We start from the raw sequence: 23,163 nt of genomic DNA on the forward strand, positions 1-23,163 counted from the left end.
CCGTATCGCGACCGCGCTATTTTGCACAAGCGAAAGACCACAAAGTAGCTTGTCCCACCACCGGCGATTCGATAGCTTTGGGGTAGACTCGAACGATTGCCGTAGCAACCGCATGAACTCGTTCAAAACCCCCGTGTATCGTGAATACATTCGAGAGCCTCCGAACTGTTTTCAACCCACGCTCGATCGCTTTGGTCGGCGTGAGCAACCGACCGGGCAGTGTCGGTAACGCGCTCTTACGCAACACTCTGGGCGGCGACTTCGACGGCGTGGTTTATCCGGTAAACCCCAAGCACCGCAGCATGCGCGGGACCAAGGTTTATCCGACGTTGCGGGCGATTCCCGATCGCGTCGATCTCGCCATCATCGCCACTCCGTCCACGCATGTTTTGGGTGTGATCGAAGAGTGCGGCCAATGCGGTATCGGCAATGCCGTCGTCATAACCGCCGGCTTCCTCGAAACCGGCCGAGCGGGGGCGGCATTGTTTCGTAAACTGGTCCGCACCGCGCGTCAGGCCGGAGTGCGGATCATCGGCCCCAACTGCCTGGGATTCATCCGTCCGCCGATCGGTCTCAACGCCAGCTTCGCCGCCCGCATGGCCCTCCCGGGCAAGCTGGCCTTTATTTCGCAAAGCGGCGCGCTATGCACTGCCGTATTGGACTGGTCGATACGTGATCGCGTCGGATTCAGTCATTTCATTTCGATCGGCTCCATGGCCGATATCGGTTACCACGATCTGCTCGACTACCTCGCGACCGACCCCGGCACGTCGAGCATCCTCATCTACATGGAGTCGTTGCGGGATGCGAAGCGCTTCATCAGTGCCGCGCGCTCGATTGGCCGCACCAAACCGATCATCGTGCTGAAGGTGGGGCGCAGCTCCGAAGGCGCCGCTGCGGCCAGTTCGCACACCGGCAGTCTCACCGGTGACGACGCCATTTACGACGCCGTCTTCGAGCGCGCAGGCGTCGCGCGCGTGAACACGATTAAGGAGCTCTTTAATATCTCCCAGTCGCTCTCCATGCAGCCTCGGCCTCGCGGCAACCGGCTGCTCATCATTACCAATGCCGGCGGTCCGGGTGTCATCGCGACCGACATGCACATCGCCCAGGGCGGACGGTTGGCCCCGCTCTCCGCGACATTGCGCGAGAAGCTCAACCAGGTGTTGCCGGCGGCGTGGAGCCATTCCAACCCGATCGACGTGCTCGGCGATGCCGGCGTGACACCCTACACCGAAACCCTGCGGCACTGCCTCGATGAGCCCAACGTGGATGGCATTCTCGTCATTCTCACGCCTCAGGCCATGACCAACGCCGACGAGATCGGTCGGGCCCTGGGCGATCTCGCAGCCACTTCCAACAAAACCATTCTGGCCGCTTTCATGGGCGCGGCCGACGTCGCGTCCGGCACGCGCGCACTCACCGCCAAAGGCATTCCCGTATACGACAATCCGGAAGAGGCCGTGACGTGTTTTAATCTCATGGCGCGCTATGCCCGTAATCAGGAGTTGCTCACGGAAACACCGGAATCCGTGCCCGCGGAATTCAAACCCAAGACTGCCGTCAATCAACGCCTGCTGGCTCGCGTGCGCGATGCCGGACGACACGCCCTCAACGAAAACGAAGCCAAGCAATTCATCGCCAACTACGGCCTGATTTCTCCGCCCCACGCGCACGCCGCCACCGCCGCCGATGCCGCCCGTCGCGCCGCCGGTTTCGGGTTTCCCGTGGCCATGAAAATCATGTCGCCCGACATCCTCCACAAAACCGACGTCAATGGCGTGGCGCTCAATCTTCGTTCCAAGCGCGCGGTCATGCTCGCGTTTCGCCAGATCACTCGCGACGCCGCCCGACTTCGCCCGAAAGCGCAGTTGCAGGGGGTGATAGTCGAGAAAATGGTCACCAAGAAATACGAGCTCTTCCTCGGCAGTAAAATGGATCCCGTCTTCGGCCCGGTCATTCTCTTCGGAGCGGGCGGGGTGGGGGTCGAAGTCTTCAAGGATATCTCCATCGGGATACCGCCGCTCAACATGGCCCTCGCCAAACGCATGATTGAGAAAACCAAGATCCATACGCTGCTCGCCGGTTATCGCGGCATGGCGGCGATCGATATGCGCTCGCTGCAGTTTTTGCTCTACCGGTTTTCCTACATGATCATGGACTTTCCGGAGATCGCCGAGATGGACATCAACCCGCTGGGCGTCGACGCCGACGGCATTGTCGCGCTCGACGCCAAGATCGTGCTCGATCCCGCGCCTCCGCCTCGCCACGCCGCGCCCTATCGCCACCTCATCGTCACGCCCTATCCGCGCGAACTCGAACGCACCGTTCGCCTCGCCAATCGCAAAACCGTGCGCCTGCGTCCGATTCGCCCCGAGGACGAACAGCTGGAGGCGGAAATGTTTCGTGCCATGTCACCCCAGACCCAGCGCTTCCGTTTTTTCGAGCTCATCAAAGACATCAGCCACGAGATGCTGATTCGCTACACCCAGATCGATTATGATCGGGAAGTCGCCATCGTCGCCGAGATGCGCGAGCGCGGCGTGCGCAAAATGGTCGGCGTCGCGCGGGTCATTGGCGACCCCTACCATGAGACCAGTGAGTTCGCCATTGTCGTGGCCGACCCCTGGCAAGGCATGGGCCTGGGTAACGTGCTCACCGACGCCGTGCTCAGTGTCGCGCGCCAACGCAAATACCGCTCCATCTACGCCGACTTCCTCGGCGACAACCACGCCATGCACCACATCCTCCGGAAGCGAAAGTTCACCTTCTCGACCGGCCAAAATCCCGTCCGCGCCACCTGGGTCTGCGCCCACTGAAACGGTCGCCGTAGATCCGAAGGGTAGGGCGCTTTCGCCGAAAGCGCCGATCGGTTAAGACGGTCACTCGGGATAACTTCTCCCATGGCTTTCGCGCCATCGCCAGGCCACATCTTTTCAGTTGTGGATGGGACCGCTACCGTACATGCGTTGCTGGAGGAAAGATTCACGGTCGTGAGACCGGCGAGTTTGGCACTCGTCAGTTGCCGTTTGTCGGTTGAAAAAAACTTGGGATTTTGTAACAGAATCGCCCCCGCGATATGCATGGGATCCAATGTTCGGCATCCCATCCAGGCGGTGACGGTGGATGTGAGATGATGCATCTCTGCGGCGATGGCATCGAGTGAAAGTTCGGCCATCACGAATTTGCCCTCATCGCAGAGGTGACCGACCAAGGCTTGCGCTGCAGTGAGTTGGGAAGGGCTCAACGATCGGCGGAAGCGCATGGCCTGCAGCGTATTTTCAATTTCCAGCGCGACGATTCGAGTGAACCAAATGGGAGCCCGTTGCAGCGCTGCATAGGCGGTAACGGTGAAAACCAGTGGAGCCGTGATAATCAGCTTCAGGTCCAAGCCGGTATCAAGATAGCGCGGATTCATCGTAGGCGTCCGAGAGGCGACCTTAATGGCGGATAGCGATGGTGATGATAGTGGCGTCGCAATGCTTACGACTTCAATGTCGGGATCGTTACGATTGCGATGATGTGGGTCGTTCGACTTCGACTGGTGGTTTCCAGTTGGCGGGCAGCAAGTCGGTGATGTCGGCCCCGGGCTGGCGTTGGGGCAATCGGGTGAGCACGTCGCGCAGGTAAATCAACGGGTCGTGTCCGTGGCGCTGGCAACTGATCACCAGCGAGTAGATGATGGCCGAGCGTTGTCCGGCGTCGGGATGGCCAACGAACAGCCAGTTCTTCTTTCCCAAGGCGGAAGGTCGGATGGCGTTTTCAACCAGATTGTTGTCCAACCGAGTTTCGCCGTGGCGCAGATGTTCACAAAGTGGGGCCCATTGTCCGAGCAGATAGGCGCAGGCTTTGCCCAGTCCAGACTGGGGCAATACCTGTTCGCGCACCCGAGCCACCACCACCCGCAACCAGTAAAGTCGGCGGGTAAAGTCGCGTTCACGTCGTTGCTGTCGCTGTGAGGTATCGAGTCCGGTTTCGTCCCAGTGCTTTTCCTGATGATACATCCAGGCAATCGAGCGCAGGATCCATTGGGCCACACGCGGGTTCTCTCCCTGGGCCTCAAAAAACTTGCGGCGGGCATGCGCCCAGCAGCCCACCCAACGCACCTCGGGATGCGCCGCCGCATACGCGGCATACGCACCGTAGCCATCGGATTGCAGGACCCCGGCAAAGCCTTCGACCAAGGACGTGAGTTCCCCGTGCTGGCGCGATAATCGCCAGTCGAAGACCACGTCGCCGCCGGGGCGATTCATCACCCACAGCCACCCGTCCTTGGTTTTGCCCCGTTTTTGATCCGGGTCATGACAACGCACCGGCGTCTCATCGACCTGCACGTAACCGGACTCAAGCAACCCGCGGTGCATGCGGGTGTAAATCGGTTCCAACCAGTCGGAGGCGATGCGCACCCACTCGACCATACTCTGCCGGGGCAAGCGTGCGCCCCAGCGGCCCGACATCTTTTCGAGCCGATACAACGGAGCGTGGTCGAGGTATTTGCTGATCAGCACCCAGGCGAGCAGTCCGGCCGAGGCGTAGCCACCCTCCACCGGACGCACCTGTGCTGGTGCCACCACCGGCGCGCGATCGGCTTGATTCTTCGCCCGATATTTCGGGAGCACGAACTCGCGCTTGAACAACTTCGGTGGCACCACATCGACCTCGAAGCTGCGCTGCTCACCGATGCGTTCAAACTGATTCGGGGCTGCCAGCACCTCTTCAGGTTCGATCACCACGGTCTCTTTCACTGGCAGGTGCGCGAAGGCCTCGGCCCGCAACGGCACCCTCTCCCGTGAGGCCCGCCGCCGCTCGTAGCTGATCGTCTCAGGCGTGGCCGTTTGCTCGATCAATTTTTGTTGGTCGAGTAGCTTGAGCTTCAACTGCGACGGATCGAGCTTCTCGCTCTTGCCCCCGCCAAACACTTGTTTTTGCAGCCACCCGATCAGAGCGTCGCGCTGCGCCAGCTCCGCCTTGAGCGCTTGGTTTTCAGCGTAGAGGACTTCAGCGGGCGGCATGCTTCGTATCCATACTCGGGATACGCCTGAAGGCAACCCGGTTCACCGTTCATACCAGGCTTTTTTCGCTCCATCTTTCAGGTCGATTCCGCCCAGCAGCATCGACAAGGCCTGCGGTGTCAGATGCAGCTGGTTTCCGTCGCCGCCTCGCGGCCAGGAGAAGGCACCTTTCTCCAGACGTTTGGTCAGCACCCAGGCCCCGCTGCCGTCCCAGTAGAGGATTTTTATCCGGGTATGTCACCATCGGAGATTGGGCTACAGCTATCGCTCACATGCCAAGGATCACTCAGTGTGCTGGAAACGTTGGGGCCGCGACGGAACCTTCGATAGCGTCTGAGAAGCACAACGTGTCAGTTGATTTGCGGGGTGATTCTATGATCTGAGTCATCTCCGGAGATAATGTTGGTGACGTGATGCGTCCGTATCCTAGTTGGAGTGCGCGTCGTAGGAGTTTGAGGGAGGTCCGCACATCGAGTTTCCGCATTAGTGATTGCCGGTGCTTGTGTGCGGTTCCGGTTGCGATCATCAATGCTTCCGCAACTTCCGCATCGTCGAACCCCTGAGCAACGAACTCAAGGACCTCAAGTTCTCGGTTGGTCAGGAAATGGCCGTGAAATTGCGGGTCGCGGAGCAGTTTCTTTCGCAGGCAATCGAAAATGGGACTGTAGTAAGACTCCCCACGTAACAGCATGGGAATTGCGATGCGAAGTTCCGTGACCGTCGAATACGATTTGGGGATGAAGCCATGAAAACGCGCGGCTACTATTCTTTTAACTGTTCGTTCGTTCATTAACGCCGAAAATCCCAAGATACGCGAATGTGGCGAATCGGTGAGTAGGGAATCGACGATTTCTGTGCCGCAGCCATCCGGCAATCCGACCTCGACGATGATCAAATCAGGCTGAATTATTCGAGTCGCCACCAACGCTTCAGCGCATGACTGTTTCCATTCAACTTCGACCGAGATGGAGGAAAGTTTGGCTTTTGAGAAGGCTCGAAGATTCGGGTGTGCTTGGTTTTCGCGGAGTAGAGAGGCAAGCCATCCGAATTCCTCGACGATAAGTATTCTTAATGCTTTAGGGCTGTTTGAGGTGGGGGTGCTTAAGTGCAACATGTATGCAATACGAGAGCCGGCCAGAGATTCGGTTAAGGTATTTGGGTAGTGTGCGAGTCGTGCAAAAACTTCAATTTGATGGACTTGCATAGTCAAGTCCTTGGTGTCAAAAATAAGGTAGAGAGAAGGCGGTATTTGTTCGGATGACTCTTTTATTTATTTCGTAAATATTTAAATTACAGTATTTTAAGTGGATTCGGATTCTGCATACCCTAAATAGGGCAGTCTGAAGGATTTACTCATCGACGCAGCTGAAGTGAAATCATTCGTTTTAGTGACGTATTATTGGTGTCACTACTAGATTTCACGTTCGGAGTATAGGTATTAATCCCCAATATAACTTATATATAGTAACTATCATGAGTCTTTCGACAAACATATCGGCGCGTTTTCTACTCATCCGTTCGGGTCCGCTCATAGTTTTTTCTGCGGTAGCAATGCACCTACCCATGGCCGCCCAACCCTCACCTTCCGACGCACCGGCCTCGACCGAACTTGTCCTTGGAATGTCGCGCGAAGACTTCAGTGCTACTAGGGATCTTCTGGTGGAGGCCTTTGAGGATCCCGAGGTACGTGCTCTGACCGAGCGGATCGAAAGACTTATGGAACAGCGGGACTTTTTGATTCTACAAAAGGCCAAGGAAACCCACCCTGGAAAGTCGGCTCATATTGACCGGATTGGTGGCGAAATGAACCGTCATCGACGTGGTCCACCACCGGATAAGCGAGTGCCTAATCCACGCGGAGGGGGCTGAGGCACAGGATCTACCTCCCTTCCTGGTGCAAACAAACGTTAGATAGAGCGCTGCGATTTTTCTCCATGCCCTTACGATTTCTAGCCGTCAGCCGTCGAAACCAAATGCGTTACGGCTTTGCCTTGCTGATCATGCTCGTTGCTGGTGCCCGTGCGGTTTTGGCTAATCCAGCTAACGGAGGAACGGTTACGACCGCCGGTCCCTACACTGTACATACGTTCACCGGTAGCGCTACATTCACCGTAAACCAAAACATCGGGACGGTTGATGTGGTGATTGTCGGTGGTGGAGGTGGAGGTGGCCATCAGCATGCCGGTGGTGGTGGTGCCGGAGGTGTGCGAATTTTGAGTGGTGTGAGTGTGGGGATTCAAACCTATAACATTGCCGTGGGGGCTGGGGGAGCAGGTTGCACGTGGTATCCGTATACCGGTAACAACGGTGGCGGTTCCTCCGCCTTTGGTCTCTCTGCGGAAGGGGGCGGTGCAGGTACTGGAATGAACCAGTACGGCAATGTGGGAGGCTCTGGTGGTGCAGACGGCTATCCCTCAGGCGGGGTGCAGGGAGGTAACGGCACCTCTGGACAAGGTAACCATGGAAACAGGAATGCAACCGGCAGTGTATTTTATGGTGGAGGCGGAGGCGGTGCCGGTGCACCCGGCAACGGAGTCCATGGCGGTTCGGCACTTACGACTTGGGCGGGCACGTTTGGTGGCGGTGGAGGTGGAGGTTTCGCCGGTGGTTCCGGCGGAGGTGCCGGAGCCGGGAATGGCGGATATCAGGCGGGCCAAGGAGGTCATGCGGCCGCCAACACGGGTTCCGGCGGTGGTGGAGGGGGAAACATGGACGCGTTTGGTGGCAACGGCGGTAGCGGAGTCGTCGTGATTCGTTATCTTACCCCGACCAATGGGGCCCCGACCACGACATGGCATACTCCGCCCCCCTCGCCGATAATCTATGGCGGTTGGTTTCCGGTCCGCGCGACCGGCCATGACTCCGATTGGAATCTTGGCGGCATCAACGTTGAGTATCGGGTCAATGGCGGGGACTGGACCGCTCTGGCAAATGACCCGGCGGGCGCCAACGGCGGCAACAGCAACGCCACGACTTCCAACCCGAACGGGATCACGCCGGGTATTCCCGGGACGGTTTACCGGTTTCGTTGTTACGCATGGGACCTTTCTGGAGCCAACTCGGGCTGGACTGAGACAGGGGACTATGTGGTGACCAATCGAAATCCTTCCGTGTCTGCCCAAATCCTGAATTCAAGCCAAGGTGTTATCGGCCTTAACGGCAGTGGACGGGCCCCCGTTAATCTTGGCGATAATTTCTACATTCGGGTGAGCGGTTCAGATCCCGACGGAAGGTTGGCGCAATTGTATTCGAGGCTCCACGATGCGACTGGCGATCAAATCGACTATGTGCAGGTGGGAGCGTCTGGAAGTTCAGGTTCTCACACCTTCGGCCCTTACGCGGCCTCTGAACTAGGGGTTTGGGACATGTGGGCTCATGCGCAGGACGCGGATCAAACCGGCTATCAGTGGCAGGGCGGCGGTTGGTGGGGCACCCACACGCCGGACATTGAAGTGGTGGATACCGCTGCTCCGACGGTCCCCGGTTCGTTACTTTCATCAAGTGTCACGGGTTCCTCGTTCACACTTTCCTGGCTGCCTTCGACGGACAATGACGGGATCACGGCTTATGAGATTCGGCGCAGCGGGACGTCGCTTGGAACCGTGGCCGGAACCAGCATATCCGTAGGAGGTCTCTCTCCGGCGACGACCTATGTGATGACAGTTAGGGCGCGGGACTCTGCCGGTAATTGGTCTGCCTGGAGCCCTGGATACAACGTTACGACCTCAGATACGGTGGCACCGGGGATTCCAACCGGGTTAGGGGCGAGTTCCGTGGGTTCGACCAGCTTCACGTTGTCATGGAACGCAGCATCGGACAACGTGGGTGTAACTGGCTACGAGGTGCTGCGGGATGCGACGTCGTTGGGAACACAGGTCGGCACTAGCGCTAGCCTGACAGGCCTAACGCAGGGAACTGACTACTCCATAAAGGTTCGGGCGCGCGATGCGGCGGGCAACTGGTCGGGTTGGAGTTCTCCTCTGACTGTTGCGACAGTCGACTCGGGTCCCCCCAGTGCGCCTACAGGTCTGGCGGCTAGTAGCGTGAACGGCAGCAGTTTTGTACTCAATTGGTCGGCATCGTCTGACAACATCGGGGTGACCGGTTATGAGGTTCGACGTGATTCTGCTTCATTGGGTACTCAGGCCGGCACCACTGCCACATTGTCCGGCTTGGCGGACGCGACGACCTACAGCATAACCGTGCGTGCCCGGGACGCGGCCGGCAACTGGTCCGGATGGAGTTCGGCGCTGAGCGTCACGACCGTCGATGTATCCTCACCCTCAATACCAGGCGGGCTTGCTGCGTCGGGAATCAGCGGATCGAGTTTCACTCTAACGTGGTCGGTTCCAGCGGATAATGTGGGGGTTACCTTGTACGAGGTTCGTCGAGATGGTGTGTCGTTAGGCACGACTTCCAACACTAGTATGGGATTGTCTGGGCTGGCCGAGTACACGACTTATTCGATGGCAGTTCGCGCGCGCGACGCTGCGGGTAATTGGTCGGGCTGGAGCTCGAATCTGCCAGTGTTGACCGGTGATGTCTCGGCGCCTGCAACGCCGAGTGGGCTCGCGGCCTCAAATATATCAGGTTCGGGTTTTACTGTGATTTGGGCGTCCTCAGCTGACAATGTAGGGACCACTGCTTATGAAGTACGCAGAGGTGCCACTTCGCTGGGAACCACCTCAGGAACGAGCTTGCTACTCTCGGGACTGTCGGAGGTAACGACCTATGCAATGACGGTGAGGGCTCGAGACGGGGCGGGAAACTGGTCCGGATGGAGCACCGCCCTGAACGTCACCACTGTAGATGGTAGCTCGCCGTCTATCCCTGTCTTTGGATTGCCCACTAATGTTTCTGCTACCGAACTCACCATCAGTTGGAGTGCCTCGGACAATGTGGGTGTGGTTGGCTATGAAATGCAATTGGCGTCGAATACCGTCGAATACCTCACCGCAAACTCGAAAACGTTCACGAACCTTGCGCAAGGGGTTGCTTATACTTTGAAAGTCCGGGCGCTTGATGCCGCCAGCAATCTCTCAGGTTGGGCGACTACAATAATCACCACCGACGACTCCCCCCCGACTGTTCCAGTTCCGATCGCTAGCGGAATTTCCGCCTCCGGATTCACTGTATTGTGGTCACCTTCAACCGACAATCATGGTGTCGCGGGTTACGAATATCAACTAAACTCAGGTGCGGTTATTTCGTTGACGAATACACAGCAGGCCATTGGTGGCTTGAATCCAGGAAGCACGCACACGGTCAAGGTTCGTGCACTGGACAATGCAGGCAATGAATCGGCGTGGGGCCAAGTTACCGTATCCACCAAGGTGACCATTGTGTCGCCTGCAAGCTGGAGTTTAACTGTTGGTGACAGCCAATCCTTCTCGGTTTCAACCGATGGCACGGCCACGAGCTACGGCGTCACGGCGGGATCACTTCCGCCTGGTTTGAATTTGAACACGTCTGGTGTCATCTCCGGAACGCCTACTCAGTCGGGCACGTATACATTCACCCTGGGGGCAACAAATTCGGGTGGAACGCAAACCCAAAGTTTCACGCTCACGGTCAATGGATCGAGTGTGCTCCCAGAGGTGGTCGACTTTGAAGCCTTCTCGACGGGGGACCTTTCGAATCAAGGTAACTGGGCGGTTCCGCAAGGTGCCGCGAATGTTACTGCGGGAGCCAAGTTGACCGGTAACCTAGGGCTCGAATTGTCGGGTGGCTCTTCGCCCGGACAAGCCACGCTTGGACTTACGGGTCTATCGGGCGAGGACGTGGTGTTCGTCGACATTTTCCTCAGACCCAACGTTCAAATCGCTGAGGGCTCGAGCGCCCAAGTTGATCTTGGTATTGCCAGGATTGGGTTCGGACGCAGTGCGGCGGATGCCGAAGTAAGAGCCTGGGCAGGTGATGGCTCCGGTGGCGGAAACTGGTTGGCCACCGGTGTCCTTCGCCCGATTGACGGATCCGGTGGCACCTATGCATGGGCGCGGTTGACCGTTCGCTTGGATTTCGAGAACAAGGTCTGGGATCTCTATGTCGATAGCCAACCGAGTATTGGGGACATCGGTTTCGTTGATGATCAACAGTCGTCCCTTTCCTTGCTCAAGTTGCGAGGTGGCGCCGGCGGCACCTCGTGGGTCGATGACCTCTACTTCAATACGGCTAACCCCGTGTTCGTGGATGCAGACAAAGACGGTTTGCCCGACGATTGGGAAACCGAGCATGGACTCAATCCCGGCCACTATGATCGTGGTGTAGCGTCTGACTCTGACGGGGATGGCCTCAGCAATTGGGAAGAATTTGCTCTGGGAACGCATCCGGGTGCCGTCGATTCCGATGGAGATGGGATACCCGATTTGGAAGAGCTCTTGAGCGGCTCAAATCCGTTGGTTCCGACCGCGAGTTCCGGTGGTGACAGCCTCCTCTCGGTCTCCAATCCCGCGTCGTATCCGACGTTCTATATCAAGGATTCGGACGGCGACCAGTACGAGGTGAATGCTCAATCCCTCAGAGTAATCCCCAGTGGAATCTGATCATGAAGAAGCGTATTTTCGGCGTATTTGTCAGCGCTCTACTTGTTGCGGGAATCGCTTGGGTGCTCTGGCCCGACGCTGTCGTCCGAGAACAACCGTCGACAACGAATCATGATCTCGGTGACACCAAGAGGCCAGTGGTAGCGGAAGAGACGGATGTTGTGCCTCCGCAGGCTGATTCGGTGGCAACTGCAACTGCGATGGAGCCGATCGCGAAGCCACCGGGTAGTCCGTCCGAGATCCAGCTTCGGCGAAGCCTGGCCATGGTGGCCGCTCATGCGCCCCTTCGCGAAGAGAAGGTGGCAAATCCTGACTCCCCGGAAAACCGAATCGTTCTTCGGACGATGGTCGGCAAGGCGCTGCAAGGTCAGTCGAAAGATCAGGCCCGACCGACTCCGTAATTAAACCACCTCCAGATATGTACCCCCACGCCCTGCGATTCCTATTCATTTTGACCGTTCTTTCGGTCAATTCCTTTGCTCAAGGCAAGAGTGATGCGGCACCTGGTCAGAACAAAACTGATCCTGCGTCGGCGGGAACTGAATCTGACCTCTCAGTGGACGAAGAGCTTGCCGCATTGCGCGGCACTTTCCGCAAAGATGGACGTGGTCGGAGGTCGCCGGGAGCAGACCAGTCTGCTGAGGCTCGCGAACGAAACCGTCAGGAGATTGCCGCGAACCATCGGCAATCCGCGGCCAGCGCGCGGATACTGATAGACCGTATCGAACAGGGGCGTGGTGCGGTTTCGACGGATCGTGCGGCTTTGCAGGAGGCGAAGCGCATCGAAGCACTCAGTCTTTTCGGTGCCGTGGCGGCGGGAGACATTGAGCTGCGGGCACAGGCGCGAAGGATTGCTCGGAATCTGCAAGATGACGCGACGGTCGATGAGGCGGTGAAGCTGGAGGTCGCCGGTGAAGCGGTCCATCAGGAATATGCGGATACTGAGTCCACCGCCTCGGACTATTTTTCTCTTTCCTTGAGAAATACAGAGAGGTTGTTTGCGCGTTTTCCGGGTCAGTCTGACGTTTGGCAGTCCATCGTTGCGCTTGTCGAATCCGCTCCGATCGATCGAAAGCAGGAGATAGCAGATCGATTTCTTCTCCTTTCGCTGCCCGTGAATATCAAGCGGCGGATACGCGAGACGGTCGAGATCGAGAAACTGAAGGGTAGTCCGTTTGAAGTTTCTTGGGAGGATGAAGCGGGATTGAGAGTTTCCTCCTCGATTTACCTGGGTCGGCCGCTCGTTTTTTATGTTTGGTCGGCAACCGCGCAGTCGGGCGGATACAGCCACCAGCTTGTCGCCGACGGAATCGCGAGCGGAGCCGCGCTTGTTTCGGTAAATATCGACGCGAATACGATGCGGGCGCGGGAGGCCAAGGCCGATCTGCCGCCAGCAGATTCTTACTACAGCAGCATCCTGGGGGCAGACGGTGCCTTGCTTCAGAGCATGCCGGCGGTGGAAGCCCCGGCGGTGTACGTCGTCGATGCCGCCGGAAATTTCGTGGGTCGAGGGCATCCCTCCGAACTGCCCATCCTCCTCCAAGCGACCAACTGATCCATGCGAGTACCCCTCATCATGCGAATTCTCGTCCAAATCTTTCTGGCTACACTCTCAACGGCTCTCGCCTCGGCCGCGATAACCGCGCAATGGGTGCCGGGGGGCACCGCAAATTCAGCTGAGGAAGGAACGGCCTACACGGTTACTGCCCAAGTAACCTCCACCTCGGGAGGATTCGCGACATTTGAGATCCGTAAGGCCGGGGTCACCATGAAGTCTGCGAACACGTCCGGCTCCCCGACCAGCATGACGCTTTCCTACACGACGACTGCTGTCGGAACCGGTGAGTCTCAATACCAGATTTTCGCGATGACCGTGGCGTCGGGTGGATCACCTGATGTCACCGAGAGCGTCTTTCACACGGTGGACTACTTCCCGGGAAATGATGCGCCAACGGTGACGGGGTGGGGCACGACACCGACAATGATTGGTCGAAATCAGTCGTTTACGGTAACGGTCCAGGCCAGTGATGCCGATGGAAACCTTACGAGCATTGTCGTACAGGACCAGTATGGCACCCAGTATCCGCAAACTTGGGGCGGCGTGGGTTTAGCGACGTATACCCGCACGTTTCAGGCTCCACCCAACGTAGGCGACGTGCTTACGCTGACTGCGTGGGCGGTGGACAGTGACGGTGAGCCGAGTGCAACGACCACACATTCGATTGTATCGACCGGTACTAATCTTCCCGTTCGGGGAATGCGGGATCAAAATGGCCAAGAGTATTCAATCGGTTCAGTGCTGCCGGTACTCATCGGCCAAACCTATTCCTTTACAGCATGGGCTCACGACAGCCCGGACAACGATTTGGCGCAGATGTCGGTGGTCTATACGGCTTATCGACTGGATTTTAGCGGGGTCAATCACCTCGTTGTTGAATATAGTGAGTTTGAGCCACCGGTCCTTTCTGCGGACGGTTTGGGTGTCGAGAAAACCTTCGTGCGTTACGGTGGTCAGCCAGACAAATGGAGCTACCGATACTGGGTGATAGCCGCCGACGGCAGTGGGTGGATAAGCGGTGGAACTGGGGTGGCCCTAGACGTCGATCAGCACAACGTCTATCCCCAGACCGTCGATTTCAATAGCCAATCCGTTTCGCGTATCGAAGTCGGGGATACACTGACTCTCAGCGCCAATCTACAAGATGCGGATGGCAACATGACGCAAGTCCTCATGTCCTACCAAGGCCCCAATGATGTTGTGCCGATATCCATGGGCAATCCCACGAGTGGCTCAGCCTCGATTCCCAGCGGGACGACTGCTTTCGTCAACACCTGGGCCTTTACGCCTACCCAAGTCGGGGTCTACACTTTTCAGGTCTACGGACAGGACCCCTACCCGGAAACGGGACAATCGCACGATGTTCGCACGATCACGGTTGAGGTGGTGCCGGTTGGATTCCTTGACGACGATGGGCCGCCGCCTCCTCCCACCGGACTGCAGGTCGGTACGCTGGGCAGCGAAACGATGGAGGTGTTCTGGACGAAGTCGACTGCCACGGATGTCAACAGTCAGACGGTTCAGTGGGCCCCGGTGGGGGGATCCACTAGTTCAGCCAATATCGGATTCGATGCGGAGTCTTGGTGGTTGAACAACCTTCAGCCCGACACAGATTACAATATCACCGTAACTGCGAACGATAAGCACTTTCACTCTACCACGAGTTCGACGCTGACGGCGCGCACCAATCTTCCCCCGCTCACTGCGGATATTGATGTGGATGTGCTCAACGCCTACGCGCCCGGAGCGGCGCGGGTATACTGGAACAGCGCGTATGCCGATACGATATCGGTTACCGGAAACCTCAGTGGTCATAGCTGGAACACCTTCAACGGCGATCACACGATATCCGGTCTCGGCGTGGGAACGCATACGTTCACGCTCACCGCCAGCGGTCCCACGGGTACAGTTACTCGGACCGACTCCTTCGTCATTCACGGAACGACCACCGCGAGCTTGTCCGCGAGCCCCAACCCCGTGAACGCTCCCGGAACTGTTACCCTGACCTGGGATACCGATTATGCGAACTCCCGCTCCTTGTCTGGACCCTATCTTTCCAGTTTGCCGAACCCGCTACCCGCTGACGGGAGTCACGTGGTATCGGGGCTACCGGAGGGAAATCACACCTACACCCTTTCCGCGACAGGTGGTTCCGGCACGGCGACCGATGCGGTCACGGTGGTCGTTAACCCGCCGCCCAATACCCAAGCGAATGTCGTCTGGTATCTAAACAACGCGGCGTTGACCAACAATCAGACCGTTTCGATTGCGGCGAATGAAGTGTTCGAAATTTACGCGATCGCGACTGATCCTGACAATCCGGCCAACCTGCTTCGTTTGGATTTGAGCCGCAACGGCGAGGAGTTTGTTTCCGAAGAACCGACCATCCCGGGAGGTGCCCAAGGGCACGCGTCCATCCAGAGCCCGGTTGCCTACCAGGTTGAATCCGTCGCCCAAACGGTGGTCTTCACGGCCGAGTCGGTCGACGCGGCTGGTGCAGTCGGCACCGCGATCCTGAATATTGCTATCACCGGCGGAGGGGCGGTGGGCAATGGCAATGACCTCTTCGGCACTTTGACCGGTGATCCCACGCCCGCCACGCCTTCTCCGGCAACTTTGGGAGTGGGCACCCTGGGAGGAGACCTCCAAGTGGATAATCGCGGTTCCGCGAACTATTCAATCCCCCTGCGAATTCCGCCTGGTCGTGGCGGCATGCAACCCTCGTTGTCGCTCAACTACAGTAGCGGCGCTGGCAATGGCCTGCTCGGTATCGGATTTTCACTCAGCACGGGTTTTCCCGAAGCGATCATGCGCGGTCGTGATATTCTTGCCCGCGATGGGCAAGTGCGCGCGGTCCATTTTGACGCCGCCGACAAGTTCTATCTCGATGGAAAACGTCTCATCCTCACCTCCGGAGAGTCCACCCGCGGGAAGTCGGGTAGCACGTATCGAACCGAGGTCGACTCCTTCGTGGTTGTCACCGCCACGAGTCTATCCGGCAGTGCGGGTCAGTCGATCGATGGGTTCACCTTGTCGGACAAGAACGGCTTGTTTTACCAGTTCGGAAAGTACACGGGATCGGGTATTGATGGCTATCAAACGTCAGCCGAGTCGACCAATGAACTGGCTTACCGTTACGCACTGAAACAGGTTTCCGACCCGATCGGAAACACCGTGACGTTTTCTTATCAAGACGTGACCAATGGCGCAGGTCAACGATTGGGCGAATACGTACTCAAAGACATTCACTATACCTCCAATCCCGATGAGAGTGTGACAGCTAAGGGCGCGGTAACTCTATACTATAACACGAGTGCCGAGGGCACGGCCGGTCAGCGACACGATAGATCTCTGCAATACGTCGCGGGCAAGAAGTTTAGTCAGACGCGTCGGCTGGATGCGATCGACATTTCGTTCAATGGAGCTCGGGTGGCCTATTACGATTTGGATTACACCTATGCAACGAACCATGGTGTAACCCGGCTTGAACGCGTGCATTCCTACTTCCGCAATGGGAATGGCTCGGGCTTCATGCGGTTGCCCGCCTCGGAATTCGACTGGTGGGACAGTGCGCCCACCCACACTTACCAAGGCGCGCCGCTGATCGAATCCGCTGGGCACAGTGCCATCGACCCCGTAAGTGGTGCGGCCCATGGTAAGGCGGGAACTCCGTTCACGTTTGCAGACGTCAATGGCGATGGTCGCACTGATCTCATCGACGCGGATTCGTCGACAGGGATACTTGTTTCGCTCGGAACGGACGCCGGATTCGGTTCTGCCAGCAATTGGACTCCAGGTATCACTTGGCATGGCGTTCCTGCGCTCTTTCAGACGGGAGATATTGATGGTGATGGTCTTGCCGACATTCTTTACGGCAACCCGGCGGAGTCGACAGGTGGTTCCCATCAGCTCTTTGTCCTGCGTTCCGATCGCACCAAGTTCGTTTCCCTGCCCGGTGCTACCATAACAATCACGGACGAATTCACGAATGCCACCAACGTAGGGCAGGGCACCAGTTCACCGTTCATGATTCAAAACGAAGAAAAAGGTGCTGTTGCCGACCGTATCATGTGGGCGGATTTCACCGGGGACGGTCGCGATGATGTTCTTATTCACCGCTACGACGGAGATCTTCAATTACGCGCTTCCCTCGGCAGCTCATTCGGCGGCCCGACAAAGAGCGATGTTGGAGCCAATGCGTTGAACGGTTTGGCGATTTGGGACACCGCCCATCGCACCATCGGAATGTTCCTCGGTTACGAGCGTCTCAGTAATTTTTCCGTATCCATGATTCCTTGTGAGCTGAATGGAGACGGTCGGATGGATTACGCTTGGATCGAGACCACCTCCCAATGGAATTCGTGGGGAGGTAGTTTTAGTGGAACTGGTTCCAATGTCTACGGACTGAAACATCTATATGCGGTTACCAGCCAGCCCGACGGCACGTTCTCCCAGCGGCGGATTGTGAACGGCCGTGGTTGGTCCGCAAGCGCGACAAATATTTATCGCAGCTCCTCCCACCTCATCATGCCCGGAGATGTCAACGGCGACGGCCTGACCGACTTCTTGGTGCTGACGCCAGCCGAGGTGATCGAAAACGCCTACGGCATTCAGTCCGCCTATGTGCTCAGGCATCTGCTCTTCCTATCGGAGGGGAGTCACGGTGTTCCTTCCTTCCAGCAAGCCTACGGCGGCATTTCCCCCAGTTACACCCTGGCCGGTCAGACGGGCGTCAGGCCGTGGTTCGACAAGATAACCCCCAACAACTGGAGCAGCGGTAACTACAACAATATCAAGTTACTCGCTGGTAGCCAAGACCCGGCGAAGCGTGAGATACTGTTGTCGCTCGGGATCTCATCCCCCTCGGACAACAACCTGCTCTATGATGTCAATCATGACGGCAAACAGGACTACGTCTGGTACAATGACCAACTGTCCGGCGCCAATCAGGGTTGGTGGGTCATGTATTCGGAGGGTGATCGCTTTTCCGCTCCGCAGCTCTCCAGCTTGAATTGGAATCCTAGCCCCAAAATCGGGGCTGAGGACACCGATCCCGATGTTCACACGCGGCGGCAGTTGGATTTCAATGGCGATGGTATCTCGGATTTCACTTTCGCGGCCAGTTCCCGCAAGGTCGTGCCCGGTATCGATGGCCTGTATCTGAGTTCGGGCCAACCCGGTCCACGCTTGCAAATGGTGACCAACGGTTTGGGGCGCACGACGACGATCAATTACGAACCCATTACCGATGACCTGATTTACACGCCGGGCGCTTCGGTCTCGTATCCGATTCGCGAGCTGAGAAACGCCAACTATGTGGTCAGCCAAGTCGAACATGACAGTGGGGGACCCAGTTCCGCCACGTTTGGCTACCAGTATGCCGGTAGTCGTCTCGATCTCGCCGGCCGTGGTTCGCTCGGATTCCAGAGCTTCATCACGATCGACCATCAGACTTCGCTGCTCAGGTACCAATTCCTGGCGCAGTCGTTCCCCATGACCGGACTTACGGTGCGAGAGGAGACCTACCGTCCCACCGGGGCCAACGCCTTTAACCTGCTCAGCTCCCATGACAACACCGTCGTCTTCGACAAGGTGATGGCGGATGCGGCGGGCTCGACCGGTCCCCACGGCACGCTGTATCCGTTCATCTCTCAAGCAATCGAGTATCGGTGGGAAGATGGAGACAAGGCGTTCACCAACACCGCAGGTAGCGAACTCTTTGGTGTCGATGACCGTGACGACGCCTACGTGGTGATTTCAGCTGCTTCCGTGTTTGATGCCCAAGGTGGTCCACAGACGGCCCTCGCGGGGCTCCCCGCCGGTTTCAATCCCAGTGATACCACCAATTCGGGTAACGAAAACGTAAATACGGTGGCTGGAGTCGGTAGTGGCGGGTTCGCCAGCATTCACGACCCGCTGCCGGGCAAGATAGATGAGGGTAATCTTGAACTTCTTTCCACAAACTACGGCGATGATTTCACCGAGACCGTCGACTACAATTACGCCGAGGCTCCTGACGGAACCGTGATGGTCGGACGCGTGAGCCGAGAAGCACGCACGGCGGTTTCTCCCGGTGTCACCACGCCTGCGGCGGCCGTGAAGACCTATGGATACTTCAACAACTCCAGTTTGATTGAGACCGAAACCGTCGACAGCGCCAACGACAAGCTCGACGTGTCGACCAACCACGTTCGCGATTCGCTGGGTCGCATTCAACAGACGACCGTGACGGGAAGCAGCAAGTCCGACCGGCAGGGCATTGGCACCTACATTTCGTACCAAGCCACGGATTTCGATGATGTTTTTGATCAGCCAACCGTCACCGCGGACGCTTATGGGCATACCACAACAACCGTTTATCATGAATGGTTGGGCCTGCCGACCTCGGCGACAGATGCCAACGGGGTGCAGGTCACCACGGCCTATGATGCATTGGGCCGACCAACCGAAACGCGGCGGATCACCAGCCTCACCAACCGAAAGACCACGATCGACTACGAGCCGTCCACGCAGTCGGTGTCGCACACGATGTCGACCGGAACTGAGGAATCCTATAGTCATACGGCTGCCTACCGCACGGTCGCGACTCCCGACTACCGACCGAGCAGCATTGCCTATTTCGACCGACTGGGGCGTCCGATCCGGGCGGTTAGAAATGGTGCCGCCGGGGCGGTTTATACCGACACGGTTTACAACGTGCTTGGCCAGGTCGCTGCGGTCTCCAATCCGGATACCAGTTCTGCCCCTGACCGATGGACGGAGACATTGTACGACGAATTGGGTCGGGCGAAATCGATCGCCGCTCCCAACGGTGCCACGACGCACAACGTGTATGATGGCCTGGTGACGGAAATGACTGTGGTCAGCGACGCCGACGCCGGCGATCAGGTCACCACGACATTGGCCAATGCTCGAGGCGAGACAGTGAAGATTTGGAACGCCAACAATTTGGCAGGCACCACCGATAACCCGACTTTGACCGCATCGACTGGAGCGTCTCTGACCTTTGTGCTCGATGGCTTCGGTCGCATGCGGGAGACCCACTTGAAGGGACAGACCGGAGACCCCATCCTCGCGGAATACGACGACTTAGGGAATCAGACGAAACTCGACGATCCCGACAAGGGGCTCTGGACCTACCAGAGTAATGCCCGTGGCCAAGTGGTGTGGCAAAAGGATGCCAAGAACACCGAGACTACCTTCGTGTTCGACGATCTCGGTCGGCCCCTCTCGCGCGTCACCGAGCAGGGGGCGGAGACCGAGTCCGCGGAGTGGATCTACTACGAACTGGCCGCCGCCGGCGCTCCCAACTCGGTGGAGCCGGGCGATGCCGGATGGATCGGTGCGCTCCAAAGTGCTTCAGTAGAGCACAGTGGCAGTTCGATTCCCTACGCGAATTACAGCAATGCCCGGTCCTACACCTACGACGATGCCGGACGGGTCCACATGGTGGTCCATCACATCGACGACATGTGGTTTTACACCACCAGCGGTTACGACGACACCCGCGATTTGCCCGATCAGATGGACTACTACTGGCGGCATCGCGGTACCGAAGACGTTTTCGATCCCGCGGCTCCCAATATCTGGCGGAGTTTCGGATTCTCCACCACTCATGACAACTTGGGCTACGTGGGTCAGATCACGACCACTGATGGGAATACCTGGTGGTCCGCGATCAGTTACGACCACCTCGACCGCCCGAAAGTATTTTCCAATGGAGGCTACACCACCACACGGACCTATGATGACGTGGACGAATTGCTGACCGGCATCTCGACGCCTGGCGTGCAGGCCCTCGGATTTGCCTACGACGACCTCGGAAACCTCAAGACGCGGACCAAGGACGGGTCCCTCAGCGAGACGTTCACCTATGATGTTGTGAACCGCATGGTCGACTCAACCCAGACAGGCGTTGTGGGTTACGACGATCATGGCCGGATCACCTCCAAGTTGGATGTCGATGGGGTAGCATCCGCCACCTACGCCTATGGCGATAGCAATCACCCGCATGCGGTTACCTCGGCCTGGAACCTCACTTATGCCTACGACGCCAACGGCAACTTATCGTCCCGTAGTGATGGCGTGACGACCAAGTGGGTCGGCTTTGACAAGCCGCTGTGGATCGCCCGCAACGGAATAGGCCGCGGCTTTCACTACAATTCCGATCGCCAGCGCGTGGTGCAGCATGAATTCAATGCGATTCCAAATGGCGCGCTCACAGCGACGAGTTTTTCAGGCAAGAAGATCTACGTCGGAGGCGGGCTGGAGGCGGATTACGCCCTCAACAGCAGTCAAACGGCACTCGAACTCGATCGTATCCGGATCTACGTAGGCACTCCTTCTGGAACCAGTGGTGCGGTGGAAATCGATGGAAATCTAGGCACGGGTTCGCAACATCGTCGTCTGGTCTATCACCACGACCACCTCGGATCGATTGAGACGATCACCAACTTCAACGGAGGCGCCGTCGCTTCGGATGAAGCAGGGCGTGATACCATCTACAGTTACGACGCATGGGGAGAACGCCGTGATCCGCTCAATTGGAGTGGCGCGCCTACTATCTTAACCACCCAAGGCGGTCCGGACGATCTGACCCCCCGCGGCTTCACCGGCCACGAAATGTTGGACGACCTCGGCCTCGTGCACATGAACGGCAGAATCTATGATCCGCTGCTTGGGCGCTTCCTCTCGGCGGACATCGTAGTGCAGGCTCCGGGCAACCTTCAGTCGTATAATCGTTATAGTTACGTTCTGAACAACCCGCTCACGATGACCGATCCCACGGGTTACTTCTGGGATCCAGATAGTGGATGGTGGGGCTCGGCTGAATACGGCACGTTTGGCAAAGCTGCGGTGGTTGATCCAGCAGTCGAAGGCTACAAATCGGGCACCCTTCACATGGAGAAGGGCTTCACTGAAATCGCCAATGCTGAGAGCGGACTCGATGTGACTATCGGTGTTTTGGAAGTTATCGCTGGAGTTGGCGAAGGCGTGGGAATCGTGGCCGACTTCGCACCCGGTGGTAAGCAGATCAATGCGACGGCCGGCGCGCTAGCCAAGCATGCTGACGAAATCGGTGATGCTGCATCGCGTGCCACAAAAGCACTGTCCGGCAAAGTGGATGATGCCGCCGGTGGTGCGAGCCAAGCTCAACGCCGACTGGATGATGTCGCAGTCGATACGAAGCGTGTGGAAGTCGATTCGAAATCTCCCCCGACGACTGAAGTTGCTGCGAAGGGCGGACAGCCTCGCAATGCTGATGGAACATTTGCGAGTGGTTCTGGTGGTGACTCCGCGTCAGCGGCACGAGGACGTGAAGCTCATAAAAATTATCAAAATGCAACGGGCGAGGGTTACCAGCACGAGGTTACCCTAGATAGTGGAAAGAGAGCCGACGCGGTGAACTTCGAGACGAGAACAGTTCGAGAATTGAAACCAGATAATCCGAACGCGGTTAAGCGGGGGGAGCGTCAGGTTGAAAAATATCGAAAAGAACTGGAAGAAATGACTGGAGAGGAATGGAAAGGCGTGGTGGATACTTACTGACCGTGATGGATGCAAAAGACCTGACTAAAGCCTTCGATGCTGAGCTATCTGGAATGGGTTTCAGGCGAAAAGGTAAAGCGTGGAGTAACCGTGGAGAAGCAGTTAACATTTTTGTTGGTTTGCAGAAATCGAGTTACGCTAATCAGTATTTTATGAACGTTGGTTTTGAGTTACGAGAAATCGGCTCTAGCGAATTTCCTGAGGAGCGCGACTGTCATGTAAGAGGTCGTGCTTCGGTCCTTTTTGCTGAAAATAAAATCAACCTGGATGAACTCTTGAATCTAGGGCAAGAATGTGATGCCAACCGGCTTGAGCATATCAGGCAGTTCGTAACAGAAAGTTTGAAACCATTCTTTTTGGAGAATAGAACAATGGATGGTTTGCGACGTAGCTATAAGGCCGGTCGTTTTTCTGGGTTAATGATTAAAAAAGAGGCTCGAGATTTGTTGGACCAAAGGTAGCAAAAAGACGTCATGTCTTGACCTTGAAAAACTGCTCCATT

12 protein-coding genes and 1 pseudogene are annotated in these 23,163 nt (G+C 57.3%); 8 read left to right on the forward strand and 5 right to left on the reverse strand.

Annotated features, from left to right (window positions below; genetic code table 11):
* The first annotated feature begins 140 nt into the window (after positions 1–140).
* Positions 141–2,819, forward strand: a complete 2,679-nt coding sequence (locus PXH66_RS06830; protein ID WP_330932283.1) for a bifunctional acetate--CoA ligase family protein/GNAT family N-acetyltransferase — start codon at positions 141–143, stop codon at positions 2,817–2,819.
* Here PXH66_RS06830 and PXH66_RS06835 read toward each other — a convergent pair.
* The 4 genes from PXH66_RS06835 to PXH66_RS06850 all read right to left on the reverse strand — a co-directional run bounded on the left by PXH66_RS06835 (position 2,705) and on the right by PXH66_RS06850 (position 6,216).
* On the reverse strand, positions 2,705–3,418 hold the full coding sequence (locus PXH66_RS06835) for a PIN domain-containing protein (protein ID WP_330932284.1): 714 nt from the start codon (positions 3,416–3,418) through the stop codon (positions 2,705–2,707). The two genes, PXH66_RS06830 and PXH66_RS06835, sit on opposite strands and share 115 nt — an antisense overlap.
* A gap of 88 nt (positions 3,419–3,506) precedes the next feature.
* Positions 3,507–5,012, reverse strand: a complete 1,506-nt coding sequence (gene tnpC, locus PXH66_RS06840; RefSeq protein WP_330932285.1) for an IS66 family transposase — start codon at positions 5,010–5,012, stop codon at positions 3,507–3,509.
* Positions 5,013–5,054: 42 nt separating this feature from the next.
* Positions 5,055–5,204 carry an IS66 family insertion sequence element accessory protein TnpB gene (tnpB, locus tag PXH66_RS06845; RefSeq protein WP_345784022.1) on the reverse strand — a complete coding sequence of 50 codons (150 nt, stop codon included), beginning with the start codon at positions 5,202–5,204 and terminating at the stop codon, positions 5,055–5,057.
* A gap of 94 nt (positions 5,205–5,298) precedes the next feature.
* The gene (locus PXH66_RS06850) at positions 5,299–6,216 is read right to left on the reverse strand and encodes a response regulator transcription factor (protein WP_330932286.1); all 918 of its coding nucleotides are present in this window, start codon (positions 6,214–6,216) and stop codon (positions 5,299–5,301) included.
* Between the two features lie 359 nt (positions 6,217–6,575).
* Between PXH66_RS06850 and PXH66_RS06855 the strand changes: the two genes are divergently transcribed.
* A complete protein-coding gene (locus PXH66_RS06855) occupies positions 6,576–6,881 on the forward strand; it encodes a hypothetical protein (RefSeq protein ID WP_330932287.1) in 306 nt (101 codons plus the stop codon).
* Positions 6,882–6,961: 80 nt separating this feature from the next.
* Here the strand turns inward: PXH66_RS06855 and PXH66_RS06860 are convergent, their stop codons facing one another.
* Positions 6,962–7,252 carry a hypothetical protein gene (locus PXH66_RS06860; RefSeq protein WP_330932288.1) on the reverse strand — a complete coding sequence of 97 codons (291 nt, stop codon included), beginning with the start codon at positions 7,250–7,252 and terminating at the stop codon, positions 6,962–6,964.
* Here PXH66_RS06860 and PXH66_RS23200 point away from each other — a divergent pair.
* The 6 genes and pseudogenes from PXH66_RS23200 to PXH66_RS06890 form a co-directional block, all read left to right on the forward strand.
* Positions 7,154–7,711, forward strand: a pseudogene (locus tag PXH66_RS23200) (glycine-rich domain-containing protein); the annotation flags it as partial. The gene PXH66_RS06860 and the pseudogene PXH66_RS23200 overlap by 99 nt on opposite strands.
* A gap of 48 nt (positions 7,712–7,759) precedes the next feature.
* Positions 7,760–11,554, forward strand: a complete 3,795-nt coding sequence (locus PXH66_RS06870; protein WP_330932290.1) for a fibronectin type III domain-containing protein — start codon at positions 7,760–7,762, stop codon at positions 11,552–11,554.
* Positions 11,555–11,556: 2 nt separating this feature from the next.
* Positions 11,557–11,955 carry a hypothetical protein gene (locus tag PXH66_RS06875; protein ID WP_330932291.1) on the forward strand — a complete coding sequence of 133 codons (399 nt, stop codon included), beginning with the start codon at positions 11,557–11,559 and terminating at the stop codon, positions 11,953–11,955.
* Positions 11,956–12,005: 50 nt separating this feature from the next.
* The gene (locus PXH66_RS06880; protein ID WP_330932292.1) at positions 12,006–13,109 is read left to right on the forward strand and encodes a thioredoxin domain-containing protein; all 1,104 of its coding nucleotides are present in this window, start codon (positions 12,006–12,008) and stop codon (positions 13,107–13,109) included.
* 21 nt (positions 13,110–13,130) lie between these two features.
* Entirely contained in the window at positions 13,131–22,661 is a 9,531-nt protein-coding gene (locus tag PXH66_RS06885) for an RHS repeat-associated core domain-containing protein (protein WP_330932293.1), read from the forward strand.
* Positions 22,662–22,666: 5 nt separating this feature from the next.
* On the forward strand, positions 22,667–23,122 hold the full coding sequence (locus PXH66_RS06890) for a DUF4304 domain-containing protein (RefSeq protein ID WP_330932294.1): 456 nt from the start codon (positions 22,667–22,669) through the stop codon (positions 23,120–23,122).
* Positions 23,123–23,163: the final 41 nt, after the last annotated feature.

This window comes from Synoicihabitans lomoniglobus, from assembly GCF_029023725.1.
GTDB classification, from domain to species: domain Bacteria; phylum Verrucomicrobiota; class Verrucomicrobiia; order Opitutales; family Opitutaceae; genus Actomonas; species Actomonas lomonigloba.